Origin of the sequence: Flavobacterium seoulense, assembly GCF_000695795.1 — a bacterium.
Classification (GTDB): Bacteria; Bacteroidota; Bacteroidia; order Flavobacteriales; family Flavobacteriaceae; genus Flavobacterium; species Flavobacterium seoulense.
The window spans coordinates 1-26,457 of the sequence record NZ_JNCA01000030.1; the positions used below are offsets into that span (position 1 = coordinate 1).

28 protein-coding genes are annotated in these 26,457 nt (G+C 30.6%); all 28 read left to right on the forward strand.

The window, feature by feature from the left end; translation table 11 throughout:
* On the forward strand, window positions 1-927 hold a 927-nt coding region (locus FEM21_RS14295; RefSeq protein WP_035661782.1), incomplete at its 5' end, for a glycosyltransferase family 4 protein.
* A gap of 224 nt (window positions 928-1,151) precedes the next feature.
* Window positions 1,152-1,949, forward strand: a complete 798-nt coding sequence (gene rfbF / locus FEM21_RS14300) for a glucose-1-phosphate cytidylyltransferase (protein WP_035661785.1) — start codon at window positions 1,152-1,154, stop codon at window positions 1,947-1,949.
* The gene (gene rfbG / locus FEM21_RS14305) at window positions 1,925-3,049 is read left to right on the forward strand and encodes a CDP-glucose 4,6-dehydratase (RefSeq protein ID WP_201448298.1); all 1,125 of its coding nucleotides are present in this window, start codon (window positions 1,925-1,927) and stop codon (window positions 3,047-3,049) included. The genes rfbF and rfbG overlap by 25 nt, the downstream gene beginning before the upstream one ends.
* A complete protein-coding gene (locus FEM21_RS14310; RefSeq protein WP_035661789.1) occupies window positions 3,037-3,480 on the forward strand; it encodes a dTDP-4-dehydrorhamnose 3,5-epimerase in 444 nt (147 codons plus the stop codon). The genes rfbG and FEM21_RS14310 overlap by 13 nt, the downstream gene beginning before the upstream one ends.
* Window positions 3,480-4,424 carry an NAD-dependent epimerase/dehydratase family protein gene (locus tag FEM21_RS14315; RefSeq protein ID WP_160171319.1) on the forward strand — a complete coding sequence of 315 codons (945 nt, stop codon included), beginning with the start codon at window positions 3,480-3,482 and terminating at the stop codon, window positions 4,422-4,424. Before FEM21_RS14310 ends, FEM21_RS14315 begins: the two co-directional genes overlap by 1 nt.
* Window positions 4,417-5,316 carry a glycosyltransferase family 2 protein gene (locus FEM21_RS14320; RefSeq protein WP_051627618.1) on the forward strand — a complete coding sequence of 300 codons (900 nt, stop codon included), beginning with the start codon at window positions 4,417-4,419 and terminating at the stop codon, window positions 5,314-5,316. The genes FEM21_RS14315 and FEM21_RS14320 overlap by 8 nt, the downstream gene beginning before the upstream one ends.
* A 37-nt stretch (window positions 5,317-5,353) precedes the next feature.
* A complete protein-coding gene (locus FEM21_RS14325) occupies window positions 5,354-6,550 on the forward strand; it encodes a hypothetical protein (RefSeq protein ID WP_035661795.1) in 1,197 nt (398 codons plus the stop codon).
* 10 nt (window positions 6,551-6,560) lie between these two features.
* Window positions 6,561-7,355, forward strand: coding sequence for a glycosyltransferase family 2 protein (locus FEM21_RS14330; RefSeq protein WP_035661798.1), 795 nt, complete (start codon window positions 6,561-6,563; stop codon window positions 7,353-7,355).
* Between the two features lie 8 nt (window positions 7,356-7,363).
* Window positions 7,364-7,954, forward strand: coding sequence for a DapH/DapD/GlmU-related protein (locus FEM21_RS14335; protein ID WP_035661801.1), 591 nt, complete (start codon window positions 7,364-7,366; stop codon window positions 7,952-7,954).
* Complete coding sequence (locus tag FEM21_RS14340; protein WP_236353663.1) at window positions 7,939-8,772, forward strand: 2OG-Fe(II) oxygenase; 834 nt, start codon at window positions 7,939-7,941, stop codon at window positions 8,770-8,772. Before FEM21_RS14335 ends, FEM21_RS14340 begins: the two co-directional genes overlap by 16 nt.
* A gap of 16 nt (window positions 8,773-8,788) precedes the next feature.
* Window positions 8,789-9,604 carry a glycosyltransferase gene (locus FEM21_RS14345; RefSeq protein WP_035661804.1) on the forward strand — a complete coding sequence of 272 codons (816 nt, stop codon included), beginning with the start codon at window positions 8,789-8,791 and terminating at the stop codon, window positions 9,602-9,604.
* Window positions 9,605-10,495: an NAD-dependent epimerase/dehydratase family protein gene (locus FEM21_RS14350; protein WP_035661807.1), complete on the forward strand. Its 891-nt coding sequence runs from the start codon at window positions 9,605-9,607 to the stop codon at window positions 10,493-10,495. It abuts the gene before it with no gap.
* 8 nt (window positions 10,496-10,503) lie between these two features.
* Complete coding sequence (gene rfbC / locus FEM21_RS14355; RefSeq protein WP_035661810.1) at window positions 10,504-11,052, forward strand: dTDP-4-dehydrorhamnose 3,5-epimerase; 549 nt, start codon at window positions 10,504-10,506, stop codon at window positions 11,050-11,052.
* A gap of 318 nt (window positions 11,053-11,370) precedes the next feature.
* Window positions 11,371-12,234: a dTDP-4-dehydrorhamnose reductase gene (rfbD, locus tag FEM21_RS14360; protein WP_035661813.1), complete on the forward strand. Its 864-nt coding sequence runs from the start codon at window positions 11,371-11,373 to the stop codon at window positions 12,232-12,234.
* A 24-nt stretch (window positions 12,235-12,258) separates the two neighbouring features.
* Window positions 12,259-13,305 (forward strand): dTDP-glucose 4,6-dehydratase, encoded by a 1,047-nt coding sequence (rfbB, locus tag FEM21_RS14365; RefSeq protein WP_035661815.1) that lies wholly within the window; start codon window positions 12,259-12,261, stop codon window positions 13,303-13,305.
* A gap of 54 nt (window positions 13,306-13,359) precedes the next feature.
* Window positions 13,360-13,758, forward strand: coding sequence for a GxxExxY protein (locus tag FEM21_RS14370; RefSeq protein ID WP_035661818.1), 399 nt, complete (start codon window positions 13,360-13,362; stop codon window positions 13,756-13,758).
* Between the two features lie 20 nt (window positions 13,759-13,778).
* Window positions 13,779-14,651 (forward strand): glucose-1-phosphate thymidylyltransferase RfbA, encoded by an 873-nt coding sequence (gene rfbA, locus FEM21_RS14375; RefSeq protein ID WP_035661819.1) that lies wholly within the window; start codon window positions 13,779-13,781, stop codon window positions 14,649-14,651.
* Between the two features lie 34 nt (window positions 14,652-14,685).
* Window positions 14,686-15,639, forward strand: a complete 954-nt coding sequence (locus FEM21_RS14380; protein WP_035661822.1) for an MraY family glycosyltransferase — start codon at window positions 14,686-14,688, stop codon at window positions 15,637-15,639.
* Window positions 15,640-15,657: 18 nt separating this feature from the next.
* Window positions 15,658-16,800 carry a DegT/DnrJ/EryC1/StrS family aminotransferase gene (locus FEM21_RS14385; protein ID WP_152547421.1) on the forward strand — a complete coding sequence of 381 codons (1,143 nt, stop codon included), beginning with the start codon at window positions 15,658-15,660 and terminating at the stop codon, window positions 16,798-16,800.
* 197 nt (window positions 16,801-16,997) lie between these two features.
* Window positions 16,998-18,926, forward strand: coding sequence for a polysaccharide biosynthesis protein (locus FEM21_RS14390; protein WP_051627619.1), 1,929 nt, complete (start codon window positions 16,998-17,000; stop codon window positions 18,924-18,926).
* A 279-nt stretch (window positions 18,927-19,205) separates the two neighbouring features.
* Window positions 19,206-20,075: an ABC transporter permease gene (locus FEM21_RS14395; RefSeq protein WP_035661826.1), complete on the forward strand. Its 870-nt coding sequence runs from the start codon at window positions 19,206-19,208 to the stop codon at window positions 20,073-20,075.
* 79 nt (window positions 20,076-20,154) lie between these two features.
* Window positions 20,155-20,373: a four helix bundle protein gene (locus FEM21_RS16745; protein WP_236353665.1), complete on the forward strand. Its 219-nt coding sequence runs from the start codon at window positions 20,155-20,157 to the stop codon at window positions 20,371-20,373.
* Window positions 20,374-20,602: 229 nt separating this feature from the next.
* The gene (locus FEM21_RS14405; RefSeq protein WP_051627620.1) at window positions 20,603-21,901 is read left to right on the forward strand and encodes an ABC transporter ATP-binding protein; all 1,299 of its coding nucleotides are present in this window, start codon (window positions 20,603-20,605) and stop codon (window positions 21,899-21,901) included.
* Entirely contained in the window at window positions 21,892-22,767 is an 876-nt protein-coding gene (locus FEM21_RS14410; protein ID WP_035661828.1) for a GT-D fold domain-containing glycosyltransferase, read from the forward strand. Before FEM21_RS14405 ends, FEM21_RS14410 begins: the two co-directional genes overlap by 10 nt.
* Window positions 22,768-22,772: 5 nt before the next feature.
* On the forward strand, window positions 22,773-23,699 hold the full coding sequence (locus FEM21_RS14415) for a glycosyltransferase family 2 protein (protein ID WP_035661830.1): 927 nt from the start codon (window positions 22,773-22,775) through the stop codon (window positions 23,697-23,699).
* Complete coding sequence (locus tag FEM21_RS16345; protein WP_051627621.1) at window positions 23,686-24,642, forward strand: glycosyltransferase family 2 protein; 957 nt, start codon at window positions 23,686-23,688, stop codon at window positions 24,640-24,642. Before FEM21_RS14415 ends, FEM21_RS16345 begins: the two co-directional genes overlap by 14 nt.
* Window positions 24,624-25,475 carry a glycosyltransferase family 2 protein gene (locus tag FEM21_RS14425; RefSeq protein WP_035661832.1) on the forward strand — a complete coding sequence of 284 codons (852 nt, stop codon included), beginning with the start codon at window positions 24,624-24,626 and terminating at the stop codon, window positions 25,473-25,475. The genes FEM21_RS16345 and FEM21_RS14425 overlap by 19 nt, the downstream gene beginning before the upstream one ends.
* Window positions 25,472-26,407, forward strand: coding sequence for a glycosyltransferase family 2 protein (locus FEM21_RS14430; RefSeq protein ID WP_035661834.1), 936 nt, complete (start codon window positions 25,472-25,474; stop codon window positions 26,405-26,407). The genes FEM21_RS14425 and FEM21_RS14430 overlap by 4 nt, the downstream gene beginning before the upstream one ends.
* Window positions 26,408-26,457 lie beyond the last annotated feature (50 nt).

A 26,457-nucleotide genomic window follows, 5' to 3' on the forward strand; every position in this document is an offset into this window, starting at 1 on the left:
TTTATATATTATATTCTTTTTTTAAAGAAGACACTTTTAAAATTTAATCCAGATAGATTAATTGTTATAAATGGTGGTTATCCAGGGGGGCTTCTATGCAGATCAGCTACTATATGTTGGGGACTATATTGTGGGGAAAAAAAAACTATTCATAATTTTCATAATTTTGCTATACCAGTTAATAAATTTAATGTATTTGAAAACTTAATAGATAAATTGGTAGAAAAATATTCATCAGTTTTAATAAGTGTTTCACACTGCGCAGCAGAGTCCTTAAGAATTAGGGAATCTTTTAAGATTACAAAAAAAATAAAGTTTATATATAATGGAGTTGTAAAAAAAGATAATTATATCTATGTAGATATGAGGGGAAAATTATCTATAGATAAAGAATATAAAGTTTGTTTAATGTTAGGGACATATGAGGAAAGAAAAGGACATACGTTTATTCTAAACGCATTTGAACAAGTTTTGATTTCTAATAGTAATACTGTTTTGATAATGGCAGGTTATGGATCTCCTTTAGAAATAAAAAAAGTTGTAGATTATGCAAAAAAAATAGGAGTAGATAAAAATGTTATATTTCTTGACTATGTAGATGAAATAAATAATTTATTTGCTATTTCGGATGTCCTGCTTATTGGATCGCAAGAATTTGAATCATTTGGGTTAACTGCAGTAGAGGCTATGTTAAATTATGTACCTGTAGTTTCAACAGATACTGGTGGATTGAAAGAAGTGATTAATAATAATGAAGGTGGTTTTGTTTTTAATAAAAAGGATCATTTAGCTTTTGCTAAAAAAATTGTTGAATTATTAAATGACGATTGTATGCGTCTAGAGCAAGGAATTAAAGGACATAATAGGGTTAAAAATATGTTTTCTGCTTCTAAAATGGCAGAAATGTATCGTAATGAGATCCAGTAGTTTTAATGTTATGTCACTTAGTATTTTTACGGGAGAGAAAATAATTTATTGATTGTAAAATTACTATGAGAAATGTTTCTATTTGGATATTTCTTGATAAAGCATTAATTAATTTTAAAATTAAGCAATTTTGAGAAGGTAGTAGAAAGACTGTTTGCTTTAAAAATTACAACCATAATAACTTAAAATTTATATTAAAAAATATTATAAAACCATTTATTTTTATGAAAACAGTAATATTATGTGGAGGATATGGAACAAGAATTCGTGATGTAGCGGATGATATACCAAAACCAATGATCCCAATTGGAGGTAAGCCAATTATTTGGCACATTATGAAAACCTATGCGAACTATGGTTTCTCTAATTTTGTTTTATGTATGGGCTACAAAAGTGAAGTAATAAAAGATTTTTTTATTAACTATGAACTTCGAAGCGCTGATGTAACCATAAAATTAGGCAAAAAATCGGAACAAATAGTTTCAGAAACAAATCATGATGAGGATGGTTGGGAAATAACACTCGCTGAAACCGGAATTAAATCCATGACTGGCGCTCGTGTTAGACGAATTAAAAAATACATTGGAGATGATACTCATTTTATGTTAACCTATGGAGATGGTGTTGGAGATATTGATATTGAGGAACTAGTTACTTTTCATAAGTCACATGGAAAAATGGTGACTTTGACAGGTGTTCGTCCCCCAGGCCGTTTTGGAGAACTTGGAATAGCAGATGATGGATCAACAATTACAGGTTTTAATGAAAAACCACAAGCAAGTGGTGGACGTATAAACGGTGGGTATTTTGTGTGCAATCGTGAATTTTTAGATATATTAAGTGATGCTGAAGATTTGGTTTTAGAGCAAGAACCAATGAAAAGATTGGTAGAATTAGGAGAATTAAAAGTTTTTGAACACGATGGTTTTTGGCAACCAATGGATACTTCAAGGGAATATTCTTTATTAAATGAACTTTATAATAATAATCAAGCACCATGGGTAAAATGGGAGAAAAAATAATTTTTGGCGATATATATCGTAACAAAAAAGTTTTAGTTACTGGAAATACGGGTTTTAAAGGATCTTGGCTTTGTACTTGGCTCATTTCCTTAGGGGCTGATGTCTATGGAATTTCAAATGAAATACCTACTGCACCATCTATGTTTGTGGAGTTGGGATTAGCTGATAAAATGAAACATTTTTTTGCGGATGTCCGTGATTTGGATACAATAAAAAAAATAATTAGCGATGTAGCTCCTGATTTTGTATTCCATTTAGCAGCTCAACCTATTGTTTCATTGTCTTATACAGAACCTATTGATACCATTTCTTCAAATGTAATGGGAACTGCAAACGTTCTTGAAGTATTACGTAATTATACTAAACCATGTACAGCAATTGTCATTACAAGTGACAAATGTTATGATAATGTAGAATGGATATATGGTTATAAAGAAACTGATGCAGTAGGCGGTAAAGATATTTACAGTGGTAGTAAAGGAGCTGCGGAATTAATTTTTAAATCGTATTATCATTCTTTCTTTAAAAAAGAAGGCGGTATGGTACAAGTTGCATCCGCCCGTGCAGGAAATGTTATAGGTGGTGGTGACTGGGCATTAGATCGTATCATTCCAGATTGTATGCGCTCATGGAGTGAAGGAAAAGTTGTGGAAATTAGAAGTCCTAAAGCAACACGTCCTTGGCAACATGTTCTTGAACCACTTAGTGGCTATTTACAATTAGGGGAGAGATTATATAATAATCATTCGTTGAATGGTGAAAGTTTTAATTTTGGACCAAAGCCAGAATATAACCATACCGTTCAAGAAATATTAGAGGATATGAGTGTACGTTGGCATTTTGAAAATTCAAAAGAGGCATATCAAGTTACTGGAGATATTAAGTTTTATGAAGCTGGATTGTTGAAACTAAACTGCGATAAGGCTTTGTTCTATTTTCAATGGAAAGCTACGTTAGATTATAAAACTTTGTTAGAGTATACGAGTGATTGGTATTATGAGTTTTATAAAAATAAGGGTGATATGTTTGAATATACTAAATCACAGATTGAAGGATATGAAAATTTAGCCATAACTGGAAATATAGCATGGACAAAATAAATATTGAAGGAGTGCTTTTGACTCCGTTAAAAAAAATTCATCATCCTAAAGGTGATGTTTTTCATGGAATGAAAAAATCAGATGCAGGTTATTATGGTTTTGGAGAAGCCTATTTTTCAACAATTCATTTTCAAGATGTAAAGCCTTGGAAAAAGCATTTGGAAATGACTTTAAATTTTGTAGTTCCATTAGGGGAAATTCGTTTTGTTATTTATGATGACAGAGATGAAAGTGTAACAAAAAACAATTTTTTTGATGTTACTTTGGGAAGTAATGCTTATCAGAGAATTACGATTCCTCCTGGAGTGTGGGTTGCTTTTAGTGGTGTTGGTTCTGGATTTAATTTGTTATTAAATTTGGCTAATTTAGAACACAACCCTGCCGAGGTAGAAAGAAAAGAGGAGCTGTCTGAAATACCATATCAATGGTAATGAAAAAAGCGTTAATTACTGGAAGTAGTGGCTATATAGGTTCGCGTCTTTGTCTGCATTTAGCAAATCAAGGTTATATTGTAACTGCACTTTGCCACTCTAAAATGCCAGAAGATAAAAATTGGGTTTCTAAAATGTTTAAGGTTGTTGTAGGAGATGTGAGAGATGAAAAATTACTTTGTGAATTAGCTGCCGATAAATATGATATATTAGTCCATTTAGTATCTCTAGATCATCATCAATCAAATGGATCTCCTGCCAATGTCAGTGCCGTAAATATTACTCCAGTTTGGTCTTTACTTGATGTTTTTTCAAAAGGAGGACTCAAAAAATTTCTATATTTTTCTACTGCGCAAGTTTATGGAACACTACAAAGTGAGGTAGTAACAGAACTTCGTAAAACAAATACTCAAAATGCTTATGGGTTAACACATAATATAGGGGAAGTACTTTGTGAACATTATAACCGTACGACAAATATCGATTGTCGAATTGTTCGCCTGTCAAACAGCTATGGTGCCCCCATTTTTGAGGAAAACAATTGTTGGTGGTTGGTAATTAATGATTTATGTAGAATGGCTTATACTAAAAAAGAGATTGTTTTACAATCTGATGGAACTCCTTTACGCGATTTTATTCATGGTTGGGATGTATGTAGAGGGATTCAGAATATAATTGAAACTTCTGAGGTACATATGACTTATAATCTGAGTTCAGGTAATACTATTTCGATTATGGAAATTGCTAAAAAGATTAGGGATGTCTTTAAATATCGTTATAATATTGAATTGCCGATAACTGCTGCCGAATGTAAAAATAATATGCAAACGCCTAAATACATAATAGATAATAGTTTAATCTGTAGTATAGGATTTGAACCTAAATGGAGTTTAGAAAAGGGGATAAATGATTTATTTAATTTTTTAGAACAAAACAATGAATAATATAAGCCCTCTTTTTTCGATTGTCATTCCAACTTATAATCGTTCGTCAGATTTAGTACGATGTTTAAATTCATTAGTTTCTCAAACTTTTAAAGATTTTGAGGTAATTGTATGTGATAATGCTTCTACGGATAATACGAAAGAAGTAATTGAAGAATACGAAAAACTTTTGAATTTAAAGTATCTTTTTTTAACAGAGAATTCAGGAGGTCCTGCTAAGCCAAGAAATGTAGGTGCAGCAAGTGCAAATGGAGATTGGGTATGTTTTTTAGATTCTGATGATTGGTATTTAGATACCAAATTAGAATATGTATCGAAAGTAGATTTGGAAGAAGTAGATTTTATTTATCACGATTTAAATATTATTCAGAATGGTAAATTGTTAAAAAAAATGAAATCAAGGAGTTTAAATGAAAAAGAGGCCTATTATGATTTATTATTCGGAAGCTATGGTATACCAACATCGTCAGTTTGTATTCGTAAAAAGATATTTTTAGAATCAGTTGGTTTTGCAGAACAGAAAGAACTCATAGGTTTAGAAGATTATCATTTATGGATTGAATTAGCTAAAGTAGGTACACGATTTAAATATATTCCGTTGGCGTTAGGGAATTATTTTCTAGGAAATGAAAATCTTTCTTTAAATGACGAGAGTCGAATCACTAGATATAGATTTTTATTTCAAAAATATATAGATTCTGAAAAGAATGAGAAAGGCAAAAAGAAAATTTCAGCCACAATGAATTATCATATAGGATGGATCAATTGTAACAAAGGATCATTCAGAAAGAGTTTCAGTTTCCTTTGGTATTCATTGTGTTATGGGTCTTTTTCTATAAAATTAGCAACAGGTAGAATTGTTATAAAAAGTCTACTAAGTAATATTAAATAAGAACTATTTTTTTTACATCAATATAAAGTTAGGATAGATGAAAAAAGCAATAATAGCTATTATATTGTATGTGCTAATTTTACATGTTTTAATTCCTTGTGTTTATTATCTATTTATTGGATTTACACCAGTGTACACTGAATTAATAGATTATCCTGCATTATATAAATCGACTTTTTTAATTATTAGTTCCTTAGTGTTAAGTATAATTGTTTTAAACTTCAGTAAGACAAAAGAATATATAATTAAGCCGACTGTAGAGGGTAAACCTATTAGTTTTTTATATTATTTCTCAATTTTATTCAAATTAATTACTTTTTATATATCAGGTGGTTTCGAGACATTGATAAGTGGAGGTTCGTCAGGTTCCTTATCAAACTATATATCACTTTTTTTAAATCCCTTTACTTTATTGCTGATTTTGTTATTTGTTCAAAAAGAGCGTGTAAGTGTGATTAGAGCTATAGTGTTTTATGTAATGTATGTTACGTTGTCAGGTAGTAGAAGCGGAATAATTTCGATTTTCTTTGTTTTTTTTATTGGAATGGCTTTCGAAGGGTATAAATATTATGGAGGTAAAATAAAAACTTTTTTGAAGTACGGATTACTACTAGCACCTGCTTTATTTATATATGCAACGATAACCAGAGGTGTGGCTGATATAATAGGATTTGATTTTATTATAAATCAAATTATAGGTCGTATGTCAACATTAGAAACATCGATGCTACCTTTATATTATGATAGTAATCATTTAGATTTGGATCTATTTTATTTAAAATATGATTTTTGGCATCAGTTAAAGTTATGTATTGATACATTGTTACCAGGTCAAATATTTGAATTTGATGTCATGCCAAATAATTATTACAGAGCGATGTTTATGGGATATTCGGAGTCTTTTGTATTTGAAAATTATATGTCAGTAAATTTTACCTTACCTATTTATTTATACATGAAATATGGTTATTCAGCAATTCTATTTACGGTTTTATATGTTGTTGGATTTTATAAGATACTGCTTATTTTTAAACAAAAACCATTTGTAATAATTATATTGCTTTCTGTTTTTTATGATTTAATTTATTTTTTTGATTGGGTTATGATACTTTCACAATTTTATTCTGCTTCATTAACCGTTATTTTTGTTAAAATTTTTATTCCTTTTTATAAATTAATAAAACAAATTTTGTCTAAATTAAGATATTTTAATCCATCTGAATCTTTTAACTAAATATAAATATATGTTGATTTCTGTAATAATTCCAATGTATAATTCCGAAACTACCATAACAAGTTGTATTAATTCGGTATTGAATCAAACCTACGTAGGTGAAGTCGAAATTATTGTTGTAAATGACGGTTCAAAAGATAATTCTCAAGCAATAGTTGAAGGCATTATACAAGATAATAAAACTAAAGTTTTGATTGAACTTTTTAATAAGATTAATGAAGGGGTTTCTACTGCGAGGAATATAGGGATTAAAATGGCTAAAGGAGATTGGATTGCTCTTTTAGATAGTGATGATGTATGGCTACCAAATAAACTTGAAAGACAAATTCAAGTGCTAACCGAAAATCCTAAAATTGATTTTTTAGGGACTAATCGTAATGGGGAATATTTTGATAATATTTTGTGGAAAAAACTGAACATTTTAACTAGAATTTCTCCAAAGTTATTAATGGTTAAATTCATTTTTGTAGTTCCAACAGTAATTTTTAGAAAAAAAATTATTAGTGATGTAGGATATTTTGATGAAACTCAAAAATATGCTGAAGAAGGAAATTATTTTATTAGGATTGCTCAAAAATATAATTGTTTTCTTTTGAACGAAAGTCTAGTAATAACTGGAGACGGTAAGGCACATTTTGGACATTCAGGACTTTCTGGAAATTTAAAAGAGATGGAAAAAGGGGAATTGAAGAATCTAAAAGATGCTTTAAGGCTAAAAATAATTAATTCTATTGAATATTCATGTTTGGTTGTGTTTTCAATCTTAAAATATTTTAGGAGAATAATAATCGTTAAAATAAGATAAAAGGAATTATGATTAAAAGATATAGTATTTTTGGTTTGATACGATTACTAGTGTCATTAATTTATACAAAAATATTTTACAGGCAAGCTAGACTCATTAGACTTCCATTTGATATAAGAAATAAAAGGAATATTAAAATTGGTAAAAATTTTACTGCGGGTTTCGGGTGTAGAATCGAAGTTTTTCCGTTGAATGAAGATAATGAAATCTGTATCGTAATAGGTGAGAATGTTCAGATTAATGATTATGTGCATATTGGAGCCGTTGGCTCTATTACAATTGGTGATAATGTCTTGATGGCGAGTAAAATTTACATTTCTGATCATAACCATGGAAGTTACGATGAGTTAATAAGTGATCACCCAATGAGTATACCCATGGATAGAAAAGCAATATGTAAGCCAGTAGTAATTGGGGATAATGTTTGGTTGGGAGAATCGGTTTGTGTATTGCCAGGAGTGACTATAGGTGAAGGATGCGTCGTAGGAGCATTATCGGTAGTTACTAAATCGATACCTCCATATTCAATAGCAGTTGGAAGTCCTGCTAAGGTTGTTAAAAAATATGATTTTGAAATCAATAAATGGATAAAAGTTTAAATATGAAATTAAATAGAAAGTATTTGGCAGACTTAATTTTGGATAAATTAATCGCTAATAAAGAAGAATTAAAAAAAGAATTTAATCAATCAGGTAGAATAAACTCATGCGTAATTGATGATCTTTTACCTGAAGAAGTGGCTAAAGAAATTTATGAAGCTTATCCTTCTCCTGAAGAAATGGCTTTGCATAAATCATTAAGAGAGAATAAAAGAATTGCAGCTCAAATGGATTTGTATAATCCTATTCTTGAAGAAGCAGTTTATGCTTTTCAAGATGAAAGAATAGTTCTAGTTGTAGAAGAAATTACAGGCTTAAAAGAAATGATTCCTGATGAACACTTGTACGCAGGAGGTATTAGTTTGATGGCTACAGGTAATTTTTTGAATCCTCATTTAGACAATTCACACGATAATGATAGAGAAAATTATCGTGTGCTAAATCTGTTATATTATGTTACTCCTGATTGGGATATTAATAATGGAGGTAATTTGGAGCTTTGGGATAATGGTATGGAAAAACCTCAAAGAGTTATTCATTCAAAATTTAATCGTTTGGCACTTATGATTACGAATAAAACGTCCATACATTCTGTAAGTAAAGTGACTGCAATAGGCAAAAGATGTTGTGTTTCGAATTATTATTTTTCACAAAAACCAGCGGAAGCATCTGAGTATTTCCATGTTACATCATTCTACGGAAGACCTGAGGAACATGTGAAAAATATTTTTTTAAGGGCAGATGCATTTTTAAGGCAAGCAATACGAAAGTTTACAGGGAAAAGAATTGTAGAGACTAAACATATTTATAAAAAATAATTTAGGTATTCTATTTATGATAATAACTGCTTCCATTGTTTTATATAATACTGTATCAGCTGAATTACTAAAAGCAATTGATAGTGTTTTAAAAACTGATATAGCTATAAAGTTATATTTAATAGATAATTCGTTATCGGATGATTTGAAAGTTTTTCAAGAGAAAGATTCGAGAATTATTTACATCCATAATCCATCAAATCCTGGTTTTGGTGGAGCTCATAATATCGCTATAAATGAAGCAATTCAATTGGATTCTAAGTTTCATTTTATTGTAAATCCCGATATTTATTTCGAAGAAGATGTTGTTTCAGTAATGATAGAATATATGGAAAAGGATATCTCAATAGGGATGATGATGCCACAGATTCTAAATGAAGATGGAAGTATTCAGAATTTACCGAAACTTTTACCTAGCCCGTTTAGTATATTAAAAAGAAAAATAAAAAAGCCTGCAAAGGCATATCAAAAATTCATCAATGAATATGAATTAAGAGAAGTATCTAAAGATTTTATTTATAATGCGCCTGTTCTTTCAGGATGTTTTACTTTACTTAATTTGGATGCTGTAAAAAAAGTAGGGATGTATGATGATCAATTTTTTATGTATTTTGAAGATTGGGATCTTTCCAGAAGAATGCACCTTAAATATAAAACTATTTATTTTCCGAGAGTTTCAGTTTATCATGGCTATGATTCGGGAGCAAATAAGAGCAGTAAATTATTTAAAATATTTGTAAGATCTGCAATAACTTATTTTAATAAATGGGGATGGTTTTTTGATAGTGAAAGAGAAAAAATAAATAAAGAAGCTTTATCTCAGTTCAAGTAAATGAAAATTTTTATAACAGGAGCCTCAGGATTTGTAGGAATCAATCTTTTAGAATATTTAAAATCTTCCCATGAGCTAAAGACATTGATTGTTCGTTATCAACCTGACCAAACATTTGAAATTAATGCAGATGCTGTAATTCATCTGGCAGGTAAAGCACACGATTTGAAGAAAGTGTCTCATCAGCATGATTATTACGAAGCTAATTTTGAGTTAACCAGGCAACTGTTTGATGCTTTTTTGTTGTCAGATACTAAGGTTTTTATTTTTATGAGTACTGTAAAAGCGGTTGCTGATAAAGTTGATGAAATTTTAACAGAAGATATTATTCCAAATCCTAAAACTCATTATGGTATCGCTAAGTATCAGGCAGAGCAATATATTTTATCTAAGGAATTGCCAGAAGGGAAACGAGTATACATCCTAAGACCCTGTATGATTCATGGTCTAGGAAATAAAGGGAATCTGAATTTATTATATCAATTAGTTGCTAGAGGTTTACCATGGCCACTTGGAGCTTTTGAAAATAAAAGATCGTTTTTGAGTATAGAAAATTTATGTTTTGTGATTAAAGAATTGATTGAAAGTATAGAAATACCCTCCGGAATTTATAATGTTGCTGATGATGAATCTCTATCTACAAATGAGCTTGTAGCGTTGTTAGGTCAAAGTTTAGGAAAACGAAATAAAATTTTGAGAGTTTCAACTTCACTGATTCAAAAAATAGCCAGACTTGGAGATAAATTAAAATTACCGTTAAATTCAGAACGACTTCAAAAGCTAACGGAAAATTATGTCGTTTCAAATCAAAAGATAAAGAAAGCAATTGGAAAGGAATTACCAATTTCGGCAAGAGAAGGATTATTAACAACTTTTGACTCTTTTAAATAAATATAGTAATGAAAATAGAAAAAACAGCAATAGAAGATTTAGTAATTATAAGCCCAACCGTATTCGAAGATTCTCGCGGTTATTTTTTTGAGGCTTACAATCAGGCTAAATTTAATGAGAATGGAATTAATTACCAATTCATTCAGGACAATCAGTCTTTTTCTAAAAGAGGGGTAATTCGTGGTTTGCATTTACAAATTAATCCTTTTGCACAGGCAAAATTAGTACGTGTTTTAGAAGGCGAAATTCTGGATGTAGCAGTGGATTTACGTAAAAACTCACCAACTTACGGTCAGCATGTAAGTGTAGTGTTGAGTGCCGAAAATAAAAAACAATTAATGGTGCCGCATGGTTTTGCACATGGATTTTCGGTTTTGAGTGAAACGGCTTCTGTATTGTATAAGGTAGATCAGGTGTATCATAAAGAAAGTGAAAGAGGGATTTGTTATGACGATCCTACTTTAGCAATTGATTGGCAGTTAGATCCAAACGAGGTAATTGTATCTGAAAAGGATATTATTTTGCTAAGTTTTAAAGATATTGATTGGGAGTTTTAAAAATGCGAATTGATACGAATTATCATGAATTTTCCTACTCTAAATCAAGAATTAGTATTAAAAAATGGTTTATGAGATATGAGTTTTTGACCCTCGGTTATGGGTTATGAGTTAGGTAGTTTTTGAGAAGTGATTTTAACCGCAAAGTTTATAAAGTCATTTGATGAGCTCAGAAAGGCACAATTGAGGAGACAAAAAGTGGTGCGTTCCAATCCTGATAGTTATCAGGACTTCGGGATGAGTGATGAATTTTTAAAGAAAATTTATAATTTGGATTAATTCGTTTTTAATTCGAGAAATTCGTTAGATAAGAAATAAATGAAAAAAATACTCGTCACAGGTGGAAATGGACAGTTGGGGTCTGAATTAAGGCTTCTGTCAAAAATATACACACAATTTGAATGGATATTTACTGATTATCAGGAATTAGATTTATGTAATCTGGAGAAACTAGAAACAGAATTAGGTCGGATTAATCCACAAATTATTATCAATTGCGCAGCCCATACCGCTGTGGATAAAGCTGAATCGGAACTGGAATTGTCAGATATATTGAATCATAAGTCTGTTGCTGTAATGGCAAAATGGAGTAAGGAGAATAATTGTCAATTGATTCATGTTTCAACAGATTATGTTTTTGATGGAACGGCTTCAACGGCTTTGGATGAAAAGGCTCAGCCTAATCCAATCAACGTTTATGGCGTTACTAAATTAGCGGGAGAACAAGCTTGTTTAAGAGAAAATCCCAATGCGATTATCATTAGAACTTCCTGGGTATATTCCAGTTTTGGGAATAATTTTGTAAAAACCATGTCTCGCTTAATGCAGGAACGAGACAGTTTAAATGTGGTAAATGACCAAATAGGAAGTCCTACTTATGCTGCCGATTTAGCGCTGGCAATTATGACTATTCTTATTCATGAAAAATGGCAAGCTGGGATTTATAATTTCTCTAATGAAGGAGAAATCAGTTGGTTCGAATTTGCCTTAGCAATACAAGAAATTGGTCAGTTTGAATGTAATGTTAGTGGAATTCCTTCTTCAGCATATCCTACACCAGCAAAACGTCCGCAATATTCTTTGTTGGATAAGACTAAAATCAAAAACACTTTTGGAGTAGCCGTACCTCATTATAAAGAAAGTCTGAGGCTTTGTATGCAATTACTTCAGACTAAGGACTAATTACTAAGGACTAAAAAGAAAAACATGAAAAAAATATTAATTACAGGAGGTGCCGGATTCATAGGTTCACACGTAGTAAGACGATTTGTAAATCAATATCCGGAATATCAAATTTTCAATCTGGATGCTTTAACTTATGCTGGAAATTTAGAAAATATTTCCGATATTGAAAATAAGCCTAATTATACTTTTATAAAAGGGGATATTGTTGATGCTGCTTTTTTAGATGCATTATTTGTGGAACATCAATTTGATGGTGTATTGCATTTGGCAGCCGAATCACATGTGGATCGTTCGATAACTGATCCATTAGCTTTTGTGAAAACCAATGTGATTGGAACTGTAAATTTATTAAATGCAGCTAAGGCAATCTGGCATGGTAATTATGAAGGAAAACGTTTTTATCATATTAGTACTGATGAGGTATATGGAAGTTTAGGAGCAGAAGGCTTGTTTACAGAAACTACTGCTTACGATCCTAATTCGCCTTATTCAGCTTCCAAAGCGAGTTCTGATCATTTTGTCCGTGCTTATGGAGAAACTTATGGTTTTCCGTATGTGTTGACCAATTGTTCTAACAATTACGGGCCATTTCATTTTCCTGAAAAATTGATTCCGTTATTTATTAATAATATTATTAATAATAAACCTTTACCGGTTTATGGAGATGGAAAATACACACGTGATTGGTTATTTGTCGAAGATCATGCCGTTGCTATTGATTTGGTTTTTCATAAAGGTAAAAACCATGACACATATAATATTGGAGGTTTTAATGAGTGGCAGAATATTGATTTAGTAAAATTACTTTGCAAAATCATGGATGAGAAATTAGGAAGAACGGAAGGAACTTCGGTAGAATTAATTACCTATGTTAAAGACCGTCCGGGACATGATTTGCGTTATGCAATTGATGCTAGTAAAATCAATAAAGAATTAGGTTGGGAGCCTTCAGTAACTTTCGAACAAGGATTAGAAAGAACTATCAATTGGTATTTAGAAAATGAAGATTGGTTAAACAATGTAACTTCAGGAGCTTATGCTTCCTATTATGAAAAACAGTACTCTTAATACGAATTAATGCGAATTGAAACGAATTTAAGCTAATTAATACTAATTGAACGGATGGAATCCAATAATAAAATACTTTACAAAGAGGAAAGTTATAAAATTATTGGGGCGTGTATGAAAGTGCATCGTTCATTAGGAGCGGGATTTTTGGAAGCGGTTTATGAGGAGGCTTTGGAGAAAGAATTTCTAATCCAAAATATTCCTTTTAAAAGACAGCTGAAATTAGAGTTATATTACGAAAATGAGAAATTGGATAAGTACTATCGGGCAGATTTTGTTTGTTATGATAGTATTATTTTAGAAATAAAAGCGGTAAGCCATATTCCGGATACATTTTATGCACAGTTGAAAAATTATTTAAAATGTACAAATATGGAATTAGGAATGTTAATTAATTTTGGCATGCCATCATTAACTTATAAAAGAATTATTAATTCAAAAAGTTCGGATTAATTCGTATAATTAGTAAAACCATGAAAGGAATTATTTTAGCAGGAGGATCCGGTACCCGTTTGCATCCATTGACATTGGCCATGAGTAAACAAATGATGCCGGTTTACGACAAACCTATGATTTATTATCCATTATCCACTTTGATGATGGCCGGGATTCATGAAATATTAATTATTTCTACTCCTCATGATTTACCTAATTTCAAAAAGTTGTTAGGTGATGGTTCTGCTGTAGGCTGTCAATTTTCTTACGCTGAACAGCCTATACCTAATGGATTAGCTCAGGCTTTTGTTATTGGAGAAGAATTTATTGGAGATGATAATGTAGCATTAGTTTTAGGAGATAATATTTTCTTCGGAGCTAACATGCACGAATTATTACAATCGAATACAAACCCTGATGGAGGAGTTGTTTTTGCTTACCACGTTTCAGATCCGGAACGCTATGGTGTGGTAGATTTCGATAAAGATCTAAAGGCACTTTCGATAGAAGAAAAACCTTTGGAACCAAAGTCGAATTATGCCGTTCCAGGTTTGTATTTTTATGATAATTCAGTAGTCGAAATTGCTAAAAATATCCAGCCAAGTGCCCGTGGAGAATATGAAATTACCGATGTAAATAAAGTCTATTTAGAAAAAGGAAAATTGAAAGTAGGTATTTTGAGCAGAGGAACCGCTTGGTTAGATACCGGAACTTTTAATAGTTTAATGCAGGCCGGTCAATTTGTTCAGGTTTTGGAAGAGCGTCAGGGATTGAAAGTAGGTTGTATCGAAGAAATTGCCTGGAGACAAAAGTTTATAACCGATCAACAATTAAAAGACCTTGCGGAACCATTAAAAAAATCAGGCTATGGAGATTATCTTTTGGGATTGTTGAAGCACAAAAGTTATTAGTTGTCAGTTGACGGCATTTATTCATCATTTTATTATGCAATACCTAATATTATTTCTGTTACTTTTAGCGATTGAATTACTTTATTTTAAAGTAGCAGATCAATACAATATCATTGATAAACCTAATTCAAGATCTTCTCATACTTCGATCACTTTAAGAGGTGGCGGAATTATTTTTCCGATAGCTCTAATGATTGCTTGTTTTATGGGATATGTTTCCTGGGCAGTAATGTTAGCAGTGTTATTAGTAGCTGTTGTTAGCTTTATAGACGATATAAAGCCTTTGTCGCAGTTACCACGTTTTTTATCCCATATTGTAGCAGCTGTTTTAATTTTTTATGAGTTGAATTTATTCTCAGAATCTTTATGGTTACTTCCTGTATTGTTATTATTACTTATAGGCTGGGTAAATGCTTTTAACTTTATGGACGGAATAAATGGAATAACAGTTTTATATGCTTTAACGGCTATAATAAGTTTTTCTTTATTACCTCTAAATCAGTTGCAATTGCCATTGCTTATTTCGATGGGATTATCCTGTATTGTTTTCGGAATTTTTAATGTTCGAAAAAAGGCCAAAACTTTTGCAGGAGATGTAGGTAGTATCAGTATGGCATTGTTTTTAGGGTACTTTATGATGAAAACTATTATTGAGACTGGGCAATGGGGGTTTATTTTGTTCTTTTCGATTTATGGTATTGACGCAGGAATTACACTTTTTACCCGGGTTAAAAAAAGAGAAAATATATTCCAACCGCATCGATCTCATTTATATCAGTATTTAGCAAATGAAATTGGAATGTCTCATGTTTTAGTTTCCTGTATTTATGCAACAGTACAATTGGGACTAAATATTCTGCTCATCAATATGGATACTAAAGGGAATTTAAATTTTATATCTATTTGCGGGATTTTATTTGTTTTGATAACTTTTTATATGCTTCTTCGTCAGTTTATTATTCGTAAAATGACTTTAAGTAATTCCTAATTCATTTTAATTTTAAAAGTGAATAAAAACAGAATATGGCTCTCTTCTCCTCACATGGGAGGCAATGAAATGAACTACATTCAAGAGGCTTTTGATACCAATTGGATTGCGCCTGTTGGAGAAAATATTAATGTTTTCGAACAAGAATTAGAAACCTATTTAGGAAATAAAAAATATGTAGCGGCTTTAAATTCTGGTACCGCAGCGATTCATTTAGGTTTGATTTTATTAGGAGTTCGGGCTGGTGATGAGGTAATTTGTCAAAGTATGACTTTTGCTGCTTCGGCAAATCCAATTCTTTATCTGGGAGCGAAACCAGTTTTTATTGATAGTGAAACAAAAACCTGGAATATTTGTCCTATTGCATTGGAAGAAGCCATAACTGATCGTATTACAAAAGGGAAAAAACCGAAAGCTATTATTGTTGTTCATCTATACGGAGTTCCCTGTCAGATTGAATTAATTAGAGCTATTGCTGACAAATATGATATTCCTATTTTAGAAGATAGTGCAGAAGCTCTGGGAAGTAAATATAATGACAGACCTTGTGGTACATTTGGGGATATAGCAATTTTTTCATTTAATGGAAGTAAAATTATAACAACTTCCGGAGGCGGAGCAATTGTAACAAAAACAAAGCAATTTAAAGAGAAAGCGATATTTCTGGCCACACAAGCCAAAGATAATAGACCTTATTATCAGCATAGTGAAGTAGGTTATAATTATCGAATGAGTAACATAAGTGCAGCTATTGGAAGGGGACAGATGGAAGTTCTAGATAGCCGGATTAAGTTACGTAGAAAAATAAATGTTTTTTACAAAGATTTATTTAAAGATATTCCAGATGTTACTGTTTTTGAAAGTACTGATAAAGCCGGTTTTTCTAATTGTTGGTTGACAACAATATTAATTAACTCTAATAACAATAAAGGAATTACTAATGAAGTTTTACGCTTAGCTTTAGAGTCAGAAAATATTGAAAGCCGCTTATTATGGAAGCCAATGCATTTGCAGCCTCTTTTTATAAATTACCCTTACTATGGAGGAAATGTTTCAGAAAACTTATTTAAAAAAGGCTTATGCATGCCTTCAGGTTCAAATTTGACTGATGTGGATAGGGAAAGAATAAGTAAGACAGTAAAATCAGTGTTTGAAATTTAATTTCATAGATAAATAATGTGAAATAATTGTTTACTCTTTTTACTGGTATTATTAAGAATATTGTTAATTTTATTTGTAAGTTAATTTGCCAATATGAATAGAAAAACTTTTTTAAAACATCTTTATGTTATACTTTTGGAGTTCGAAAATTACACGGATTATTGGAGTAAAAATAAAGAACAGAATAATTTAAATATATGAATATTTTTTCTAGAAAAAATTTGATGCTTACTATTCGTGATTTAAGCTATTTGCCTAGATGGATTGTGGTTGGAATAGATTTGGTAGTTTTAATAGTTAGTTTTTTATTTACGAAACTAGTTATAAATGGTGTTGGTTTACAATATATTTCTCTAAATGAAAAATTGCCTTTTATTTCTTTTTTGTTATTAATCAACATTATATCTTTTTGGATTTTTAGAACTTATGCCGGTATTATAAGACACTCATCTTATACAGATGCTATAAAATTGCTGTTTTCACAAATTTCAGTTTTAGTCTTTTTTGTTACTTTTAATTTCGTCTTTCAATTTTTATACGGCAGCAAAATTTATTTAAATACAGCATTATTTATTAATATGGTGTTGTCATTTTGTGGCTTGTTTTTGTATCGTGTTGTAGTAAAACAGGTTTTTGAGCATTTCTTTACTGAAAAAAATGATTTAAAATTACCGCGAACATTAATCTATGGGACAGATGCTAATGCGCTTGCAGTAGCTAATGCTTTAAAACTGGAAAGACCTAGCCGATTTAAAATTGTTGGTTTTGTAGACAGAAGCAGTCAGAACTCTTCTAAGAGAATGATGGACTTACCTATTTTAGTTCAAAGGAAAAAATTACCAACTTTAATGCGTTCTGTAGGAGCAGAAAGTGTAATTATTGCTGATAAAAGTCTTTCAAAAGAAGAGCGTTTAATTCTCGTAGATCAATGTTTAGAGTTTAATTATAAGGTATATGTTGTGCCTTTAATTACCGATTGGGAAAATCAAAAAGAAATTTCACAAAAAGTAAAAAGCTTACAAATTGAAGATTTATTAGATCGTAAACCAATCGTTTTGGATGGTAAATCAATTTCAAAACAATTGAAAGAGAAAACAATCTTAATTACCGGAGCAGCAGGATCAATAGGGAGTGAAATTGTTCGTCAGGTAATCCTTTTTAAGCCAGATAGGATTATAGCGGTAGATCAGGCCGAAACACCATTACATAATTTATCTTTAGAGCTGGCTACTTTGGACTCAAAAGAAAGAATTCTAACATTAGTAGCCGATATTAGAAATAAAGACGCTATGAATGCTATATTCAAACTGTATAAGCCAGATGTAGTATTTCATGCAGCGGCCTATAAACATGTACCATTGATGGAAGAAAATCCTTCACAGGCAATTTTGACCAATGTGGAAGGAACTAAAATTATAGCCGATTTATCCTGCAATTACAGAGTGAAGAATTTTGTGATGGTTTCTACTGACAAGGCAGTGAATCCTAGTAATGTGATGGGAGCTAGTAAGCGAATAGCTGAGAAGTACGTTCAGTCTTTACAATTAAAATCGAATGTTAATAAGGATTTAAAGAGTACTAAATTTATCACTACACGATTCGGAAATGTTTTAGGCTCTAATGGATCAGTAGTCCCTTTGTTTACCAAACAAATTGCTGCTGGTGGTCCGATAACAATCACTCATCCTGATATTATTAGATATTTTATGACCATTCCTGAAGCTTGTCAGTTAGTTCTTGAAGCCGGAGCAATGGGAAAAGGAGGTGAAATTTACATTTTTGATATGGGTAAGCCTGTTAAAATTATTGATTTAGCCCGAAAAATGATTAAACTGGCTGGTTTTATTCCGGAGGAAGATATTAAAATAAAAATTGTCGGTTTGCGACCTGGTGAAAAATTATATGAAGAATTATTGAATGATACTTCAAAAACAATCCCGACACATCATCATAAAATTATGATTGCCGAAGAAATTCAGGAAGAATTCGAAATTCTACATGACGAAATCGAAGAGCTGATTACCATTGCTAATTTTCATAAAAAAGATGCCATCGTAGCCAAAATGAAAAAAATTGTTCCTGAGTTCAAAAGCATGAATTCCACTTATGAAATTTTGGATAAATAGAATAAATGAAAGATAGATCATGTGTTATCCACAATAAAATCTTTAAGTACAGATTTAGATTTGAATAAGATGTAGAAGCAGTTTGTAATTGTAATTAGTATTTAGAGAAAATTGAATAGTAATTAACAGAAAATATTTATAAAATTGGTTAAAGAAGAGCAGTAATTGAATTACCACTACTTTTTTAGCCATTTTTTGTTAGTAGTCTGCTATATTTGACAAAAAGGAAGTAGTAGGCTTCTTTACTGATACATTTAGGACAAAGATTTTTAAGCAAAAATGAAAGATAAAGATATACTCGAAAAGGATTGGCTGTTTGAAATAACTCCCAAAAACAAATTCTTTTCGCTTAATCTTAAAGAAGTCTGGCAATACCGTGATTTATTAACGCTCTTTGTTAAAAGAGACATTGTCACAGTTTACAAGCAAACGATTTTAGGACCGCTTTGGTACTTAATTCAACCCTTATTTACCTCGATAACTTTTACGATTGTATTTAATAATTTAGCAGGAATTAGTACAGGTGTAGTGCCTTCTTTTTTATTTAATTTGGCAAGTATTACCGTTTGGAATTACTTTACCGCTTGTCTTACAGGAACCTCAAATACCTTTGCTTCAAATGCTGGTATTTTTGGTAAAGTCTATTTTCCTAGAATTATTGCTCCTTTAACTGTTGTAATCTCTAACTTGATTAAGTTCGTAATTCAACTTGTTATTTTTTTTGTTTTCTATGCTTATTTTTATTGGAAGGGAGCGCTTCTAAGTTTTAATTGGTCAACCATATTATTTCCTGCTGCAGTAGTTTTAATGGGGATTTTAGGACTAGGATTCGGAATGATTATTTCATCTATGGTAACTAAATACAGGGATTTAAATTACCTCATTGGTTTTGGAGTACAGTTGCTTATGTATGTTTCGGCAGTAATTTATCCAATGGCTTTGATTGAAGAAAAAATCCCGGACTATGGATGGATCATTAGTTACAATCCATTAGCTTACATTGTAGAAACCACACGTTACATGCTCTTAGGAGTTGGCGAATTTCCCGTATGGGGAATGCTGTATACAGTAGCAATTACGTTTAGTGTTTTTATTATGGGTGTATTACTGTTTAATCGAACAGAGAAAAGTTTTATTGATACGGTGTAGAGCAGTTATGAGTTGTGAGTTCTCAGTTATGAGATAGTCCAACTGATAACTAACAACCCATAACACACAACAAAAAAAAATGAGCGATTTTAAAAGCTATAAAGATTTAGAGATATATGTAAATAGTATGAACTTGTTTCTAAAATTACATCCGCAGACTTTAAAATTGCCAAAATACGAATTGTATGAATTAGGAAGTCAGCTTAGACGCTCTTCGGATAGTGTTGTTTCTAATATTGTTGAAGGTTATGGCAGAAGAAAATATAAAGCTGATTTTATTCGGTTTTTAGTTTTTTAGTATGCAAGTTCTTTAGAGACTATTAATCATATTAATAAAATAACTATATTATATCCTGATTTGAAAATGAACTTTGAACCCTTTATACAAGATTATGAATATTTAGGAGGTAAGATTTTTAATTTTATAAAGTCTGTAGAACAGAATTGGAAATAATAACAGTTATTAGTTGTGAGTTTTGAGTTTTAGAAGCGTCACAACCCACAATTCACAACCCACAACTCAAACAATGTCCCACAACCCACAACCTACAACTCACAACGTAATCTTAAAAGCCGAAAACATCTCTAAGCAATACCGATTAGGAACTGTTGGCACAGGTACCTTAAAAGATGATTTAAACCGCTGGTGGCATCGAATTAGAGGAAAAGAAAATCCTTATCTAAAAATAGGTGAAGCAAACGATCGTTCTACTAAAGGAACTTCTGATTATGTCTGGGCATTGCAGGATATCAATTTTGAAGTAGAGCGTGGAGAAGTATTGGGTATCATTGGAAAAAATGGAGCAGGAAAATCGACACTTTTAAAGATCCTTTCAAAGGTTACTGCACCTACTACAGGAACAATAAAGTCTCGTGGACGTATTGCTTCCTTATTAGAAGTCGGTACTGGTTTTAATGGCGAATTGACAGGACGTGAAAATGTATATCTCAATGGCGCTATTTTGGGTATGACTAAAAAAGAAATTACGGCTAAGCTCGATGAAATTATTGAGTTTTCAGGTTGTGAACGTTATATAGATACGCCTGTAAAGCGATACAGTTCAGGTATGACCGTTCGTCTGGCTTTTGCTGTAGCGGCATTTTTAGAGCCAGAAATTTTAGTGATTGATGAGGTTTTGGCGGTAGGCGATGCTGAATTCCAAAAAAAAGCCATTGGTAAAATGCAGGATATTTCTAAGGGTGAAGGCCGAACCGTACTTTTTGTGAGCCATAATATGGCAGCGGTGAAGAGTTTGTGTACTAGGGGAATCGTTTTAGAGCATGGGAAAGTGGCTTTTGAGGGAGAAATTAATCAAGTTATTAATTTCTACATGAATAAGCAAAACAATTTTAGCTTTCCTAATCCAGTATTTAAAAAAATAAATTCTGAAATCAACGGTCCAAAAATTTTACAATGTGAGCTTAAGAATTTGGAGGGAGATATTAAAAGTATTTTTTCTGCTGGAGATATTATTTCTTTGCATCTAATTATACAACCAGATTTAGAGGTGAAAAAACATTATTGTGCGGTTTGGTTTATTCATGATAAGTATGGGGAAGAATTTGCAGTATGTTCAAGTGGTAAAATGAATAATAAATTTTATGATTCGGAAACAATTTTAATAAAGAGTAATATAGATTCTTCGGGATTATTACCAGGGGATTATTCAATACGTTTAGTTTTGCATATTCCAGGGGAAAATAATTTTGATGATTGGACAGCAGCTATTAATTTTAATATTATAAGTCATGATATAAATAAAACAGGATTTGAATATACATCAATTTGGTCACCTAAAGCTTTTTTAAAATCAGAATGGGAGTAATCAAACAGACAATAAAAAAAATTTTAAATTATTTTGGGATATATAAAACTAAAGAATTGTGGCCAAAGCTTTCCGAGAATAAAAAACAATTTCTTATCCAAAAAATAAGCATAAAAACATCAGTTGAAACATTAACGGATATACAGACTTCTATAAAAAATAAACAAAAAGGTGCTTATATGCGTTTTGGTGATGGAGATATTTTTTTAATGCTAGGTAAAGATGAAATGCTTCAAAAAGCTAGCAAAAAAATGGCAACTGAAATGAATGAAGCCATGAAACTTAAGGAAGGAACTTTACATAAAGGTTATCCACTACATTCTAATTTATTCGGTTTTGAAAATGGAATGGCTCAAAATATGCATTTAGTGTCTGATAGTGATGCGCTGAAATTTCTCGCTGCGACCTATAGGTTTATAGATATCAAGAATATTAATTCTCCTGTAAGTTTACATTATTTAGCAACATTTAATAAAGAATTCTGCATTGATTTTTTGAGGTTTTTAAAAAGTACAAATCCAGTTTTTGTAGGTAATAAAAATATTAAATTAGAATTGGTTAATAAATTATTTGGGAAGATTCATGTAAAGACACCTGAAACAGATTCTTATTTAGAAATAGATAGAATTGAAAAAGATTTATTAAATATTTTGAATATTGATAAAGAAATGTTTAGAGTTATTGTGGTTGCAATGGGATGCCCTGGGAGAATTTTACAAAAAAGAATTTTGAAAAAAGGATATAATGTATATCTTTTTGATTTTGGGAGTCTTTTAGACGCCTTTAATGGCGACAATACTCGATTATGGATTGATTTGGCAGGTGGTACTGAAAATTTAAAAGATATTTTGAATGAACTTGATTAAGAAGGATGAAAGTATTTGCTATAATAGTTACTTATAATGGAATGAAGTGGATTGATAAATGCCTTAATAGTATTGTCAATCAATGTGAAGTAATCGTGGTTGATAATAATTCTTTAGATGCAACAGTAACACACATTAATACTAATTTTTCCTCAGTAAAGGTTTTATCTCAAACAAGAAATCATGGTTTTGGGGTTGCTAATAATATTGGAATAAATTATGCTGTGCAAAATGGAGCTGATGCTGTCTTTTTATTAAATCAAGATGTGTATGTGGAAGCTAATTGTATTGAAAAATTAGTTTTTGCATATAAAAACAATCAAGATTATGCTATTATATCGCCGATACATCTAAACGGAGATGGTAGTAAAGTTGATAGGAGTTTTTTAGCTTTTACCTATGCAGGTTCATCCAGTTTGATTTCTGATTTAATAGTTTCTAAATCTCTTAATGAAATATATTCTACAAAATTTATAAATGCTGCTGCATGGTTTATTCCTAGCAAAATTTTTTATAAAGTTGGGGGGTTTGATCCTGTTTTTTTTCTATATGGAGAAGATGATAATTATTGCCAAAGGGTTTTGTTTCATGATTTTAAAATAGGAATAATTCCTAATTCTATAGTATGTCATGATAGTAATAATGATAATTATCAATCAGGAAAGATAGGAAGTGAGAAATATTTCAGGCAGTTTATTAATACTATATATGTGAAATATGCAAATGTTAATACAGATGACTATAAACAGTTATCAAAATTTAAAATTTATCTGCTTAAAAAAACTATTCTGAGTTTTCTCTCTTTTGATTGGATGAAATCGAAAATTTACATTGAAAAATTTAAAAGAATAAATATTTATAAAATTTCGCGTAGTGTTAAATTAAATAGAGAAAGTAAAGCTAATTATTTACAAATAAATGAGTATACTTGAAAAGAAAAAAAATATATTAGTATCTATTATAGTACCTGTTTTCAATCGGGATAATTATATTAAGCAAACTCTAGAATCTATTTTAGAACAAACATATACCAATTGGGAGTGTATTATAGTTGATGATTGTTCTATAGATGATTCTGTGAAAGTAATTAATTCTTTTGTAGAAAAAGATGTGAGATTTAAACTTATTATTAGGTCACAGGAAAGAAACAAAGGGGCAAGTACTTGTAGAAATATTGGAATAGAGAACTCAAAAGGAGATTTTATACAATTTTTGGATTCAGATGATTTGATCTCTAAAAATAAGTTAGAACAACAAATTTTGATGATTACGGATTTTAATGAAAATATTATTTGTACCTGTAAGTGGTCAAGATTTACTAAGATTCCTAATGATTCCGTAAATTTTGAATCATTAGATTCTTATAATGATTTTAATAATATACCAGATTTTTTAAAGGCATTATCATCTTCAAAAGGATATTTTCCAATACATTCTTATCTAATAAAGAAAAGTATTATTGATAAGTCAGGTTTGTGGAATGAGTATTTAAGTTTGAATGATGATTCGGAATTTTTAATACGATTGTTATGTAATACAGATAAAATATACTTTGCTAAAAAAGCAAATGTTTATTATAGATGGACGAGTTCAGAAAATGTAAGTAGTTTTAATGATTATCAAAAAGTAGGTGATGCAATCTATAGCTGGAGATTAATTGATATCTCTTTAAGAATAAGATTTAAATGTGATGAAATTAGTTATGTAGAAGATATGAAAAAAGGATTATACATTAACGTTCAAAACAGTTTCCCCATTTTGATAGAAGAACATAGAGATTTTTTTAAAAAACAATTAGAAGAAAAAAAAATGTTTTTTAGAATAAGAAAAAAAATTATAACTATAGTAGGCAAATTATGGAATCCTCATTATTAGTATCTGTTGTTGTTCCGTGTTATAATCATGCACAGTATTTATCTGAGGCTTTACAATCAATTTTTGAACAGACTTATACTAATTGGGAATGTATTGTTATCGACGATGGAAGTCCAGACAATACAGAAATGGTTGCTCGAGAATGGTTGTTAAGAGATAAAAGATTTAAGTATTTTAAAAAAGAAAATGGAGGCCTAAGTAGAGCTAGAAATTATGGAATTAAAAATGCTAAAGGAGAATACATTTTAACACTCGATGCCGATGATAAATTTGAAAAAACATTTATTAAAAAAGGAGTGGAAATATTTGACCAGCATAGTGAAACTGGAATTGTAAGTTGCTGGGGATATAGGTTTGATAATTGTAAAATTTATGGTTTATTTAAACCCAATGGAAAAGATTTACATGATTATCTTTTTAATTCAGCTGCATTAGCTTCATGTTTGTTTAGAAGAAAGTGCTGGAGTCAAGTAGAAGGCTATGATGAAAATATGAATAAGGGGTATGAAGATTGGGAGTTTTTTTTAAGAATTAGTAAACAAGGTTGGAAATCTAAAATTGTAGAAGAGCCTTTGTTTTTTTATAGACAACATAAATTATCCATGAGGATAATTGCTCAAAATAATTTTGATTTAGAAATAAAAAAATATATTTATTTTAAGCACAAAGATTTGTATGTTGAAAATTTTGAAAGACTTGTAGAGAATTTGTTATTTATTGCAGATAAGAATCGAAAGCAAGAATTAAAAAGAATTAATTCAATAGATTTCCGTTTGGGTAACACGATTCTACAGCCATTAAGATTTCTTAAATTAATTTTGAAAATAAAATGACACCAAAAGTCTCTATTATCATGGCAACCTACAATAGAGCACATTTTATTGTAGAAACTCTACAATCAATCCAAAATCAAACTTTTGAGGGTTGGGAATGTTTGATTATTGATGATGGTGGCAATGATAATACCCAAGAAGTAATTGCAGACTTACTACAAAAGGATAATCGTTTTCTGTTTTACCAACGTTCAGGAGAATATAAAAAAGGATTGTCAGGATGTCGTAATTATGGACTGGATTTAGCTAAAGGTGATTGTGTTATTTTTTTTGATGATGATGACTATGTGCATCCGGATAATCTAAAAATAGCTTTTGAAATTTTTGATGAAAATGATGTTGATTTTTGTCATTATCAAAAAAAATCATATACTATAGCTAAACCTGTTTTAAAAGAAGCAATAGTAAATAAAGTGCAATTGTTGACTCAAAAAGATATTGCTAAAATAATTACACAAGAGATCGGTTTAGCCTCTTGTACTGTTTTGTGGAAAAAAAAGTGTTTTAAAAAAATACGTTTCAATGAAAATTTACAATATGCCGAAGAATGGGAGTGTTATAGTAAAATAGTTACTGAAGGCTTTAATGGAGTTGTAATTGATACTATTTTATATTACAATAGAAAACATGCCAAATCCAATACAGCTGAGTTTTATAAAAATAATTCAATTAGAAGAGCTTCTTATGCTGAGGCAATTCTATTAGTCTTTAATAATTTAGCAGAACATGAATTGCTTACAAAAAAGCTTTTGCATTATTTTATACAGCTTTCTTTAAATTTTAAAGAGTATAAATTGTTTCAACAACTATTAATTAACGCACAATTGTCAGAGTTTAAAAAACTAGAATGGCAATTTTTTTATTTTAGTTTACCTTTACGGTTATTTACTTACGGTAAGTGGAAAATAATTAAAAAACTTTGGGTGCACTAAAAATGTGGATTTAAATTAAAACTTAAAGCCTATTATATTCCAGATGTCAG

What these genes read in the sequence shown, in the direction of transcription:
- rfbF (WP_035661785.1), top strand. Translation starts at nt 1,152, where the DNA reads ATGAAAACAGTAATATTATGTGGAGGATATGGAACAAGAATTCGTGAT.
- rfbG (WP_201448298.1), top strand. Translation starts at nt 1,925, where the DNA reads ATGGGTAAAATGGGAGAAAAAATAATTTTTGGCGATATATATCGTAAC.
- FEM21_RS14310 (WP_035661789.1), top strand. Translation starts at nt 3,037, where the DNA reads ATGGACAAAATAAATATTGAAGGAGTGCTTTTGACTCCGTTAAAAAAA.
- FEM21_RS14315 (WP_160171319.1), top strand. Translation starts at nt 3,480, where the DNA reads ATGAAAAAAGCGTTAATTACTGGAAGTAGTGGCTATATAGGTTCGCGT.
- FEM21_RS14320 (WP_051627618.1), top strand. Translation starts at nt 4,417, where the DNA reads ATGAATAATATAAGCCCTCTTTTTTCGATTGTCATTCCAACTTATAAT.
- FEM21_RS14325 (WP_035661795.1), top strand. Translation starts at nt 5,354, where the DNA reads ATGAAAAAAGCAATAATAGCTATTATATTGTATGTGCTAATTTTACAT.
- FEM21_RS14330 (WP_035661798.1), top strand. Translation starts at nt 6,561, where the DNA reads ATGTTGATTTCTGTAATAATTCCAATGTATAATTCCGAAACTACCATA.
- FEM21_RS14335 (WP_035661801.1), top strand. Translation starts at nt 7,364, where the DNA reads ATGATTAAAAGATATAGTATTTTTGGTTTGATACGATTACTAGTGTCA.
- FEM21_RS14340 (WP_236353663.1), top strand. Translation starts at nt 7,939, where the DNA reads ATGGATAAAAGTTTAAATATGAAATTAAATAGAAAGTATTTGGCAGAC.
- FEM21_RS14345 (WP_035661804.1), top strand. Translation starts at nt 8,789, where the DNA reads ATGATAATAACTGCTTCCATTGTTTTATATAATACTGTATCAGCTGAA.
- FEM21_RS14350 (WP_035661807.1), top strand. Translation starts at nt 9,605, where the DNA reads ATGAAAATTTTTATAACAGGAGCCTCAGGATTTGTAGGAATCAATCTT.
- rfbC (WP_035661810.1), top strand. Translation starts at nt 10,504, where the DNA reads ATGAAAATAGAAAAAACAGCAATAGAAGATTTAGTAATTATAAGCCCA.
- rfbD (WP_035661813.1), top strand. Translation starts at nt 11,371, where the DNA reads ATGAAAAAAATACTCGTCACAGGTGGAAATGGACAGTTGGGGTCTGAA.
- rfbB (WP_035661815.1), top strand. Translation starts at nt 12,259, where the DNA reads ATGAAAAAAATATTAATTACAGGAGGTGCCGGATTCATAGGTTCACAC.
- FEM21_RS14370 (WP_035661818.1), top strand. Translation starts at nt 13,360, where the DNA reads ATGGAATCCAATAATAAAATACTTTACAAAGAGGAAAGTTATAAAATT.
- rfbA (WP_035661819.1), top strand. Translation starts at nt 13,779, where the DNA reads ATGAAAGGAATTATTTTAGCAGGAGGATCCGGTACCCGTTTGCATCCA.
- FEM21_RS14380 (WP_035661822.1), top strand. Translation starts at nt 14,686, where the DNA reads ATGCAATACCTAATATTATTTCTGTTACTTTTAGCGATTGAATTACTT.
- FEM21_RS14390 (WP_051627619.1), top strand. Translation starts at nt 16,998, where the DNA reads ATGAATATTTTTTCTAGAAAAAATTTGATGCTTACTATTCGTGATTTA.
- FEM21_RS14395 (WP_035661826.1), top strand. Translation starts at nt 19,206, where the DNA reads ATGAAAGATAAAGATATACTCGAAAAGGATTGGCTGTTTGAAATAACT.
- FEM21_RS16745 (WP_236353665.1), top strand. Translation starts at nt 20,155, where the DNA reads ATGAGCGATTTTAAAAGCTATAAAGATTTAGAGATATATGTAAATAGT.
- FEM21_RS14405 (WP_051627620.1), top strand. Translation starts at nt 20,603, where the DNA reads ATGTCCCACAACCCACAACCTACAACTCACAACGTAATCTTAAAAGCC.
- FEM21_RS14410 (WP_035661828.1), top strand. Translation starts at nt 21,892, where the DNA reads ATGGGAGTAATCAAACAGACAATAAAAAAAATTTTAAATTATTTTGGG.
- FEM21_RS14415 (WP_035661830.1), top strand. Translation starts at nt 22,773, where the DNA reads ATGAAAGTATTTGCTATAATAGTTACTTATAATGGAATGAAGTGGATT.
- FEM21_RS16345 (WP_051627621.1), top strand. Translation starts at nt 23,686, where the DNA reads ATGAGTATACTTGAAAAGAAAAAAAATATATTAGTATCTATTATAGTA.
- FEM21_RS14425 (WP_035661832.1), top strand. Translation starts at nt 24,624, where the DNA reads ATGGAATCCTCATTATTAGTATCTGTTGTTGTTCCGTGTTATAATCAT.
- FEM21_RS14430 (WP_035661834.1), top strand. Translation starts at nt 25,472, where the DNA reads ATGACACCAAAAGTCTCTATTATCATGGCAACCTACAATAGAGCACAT.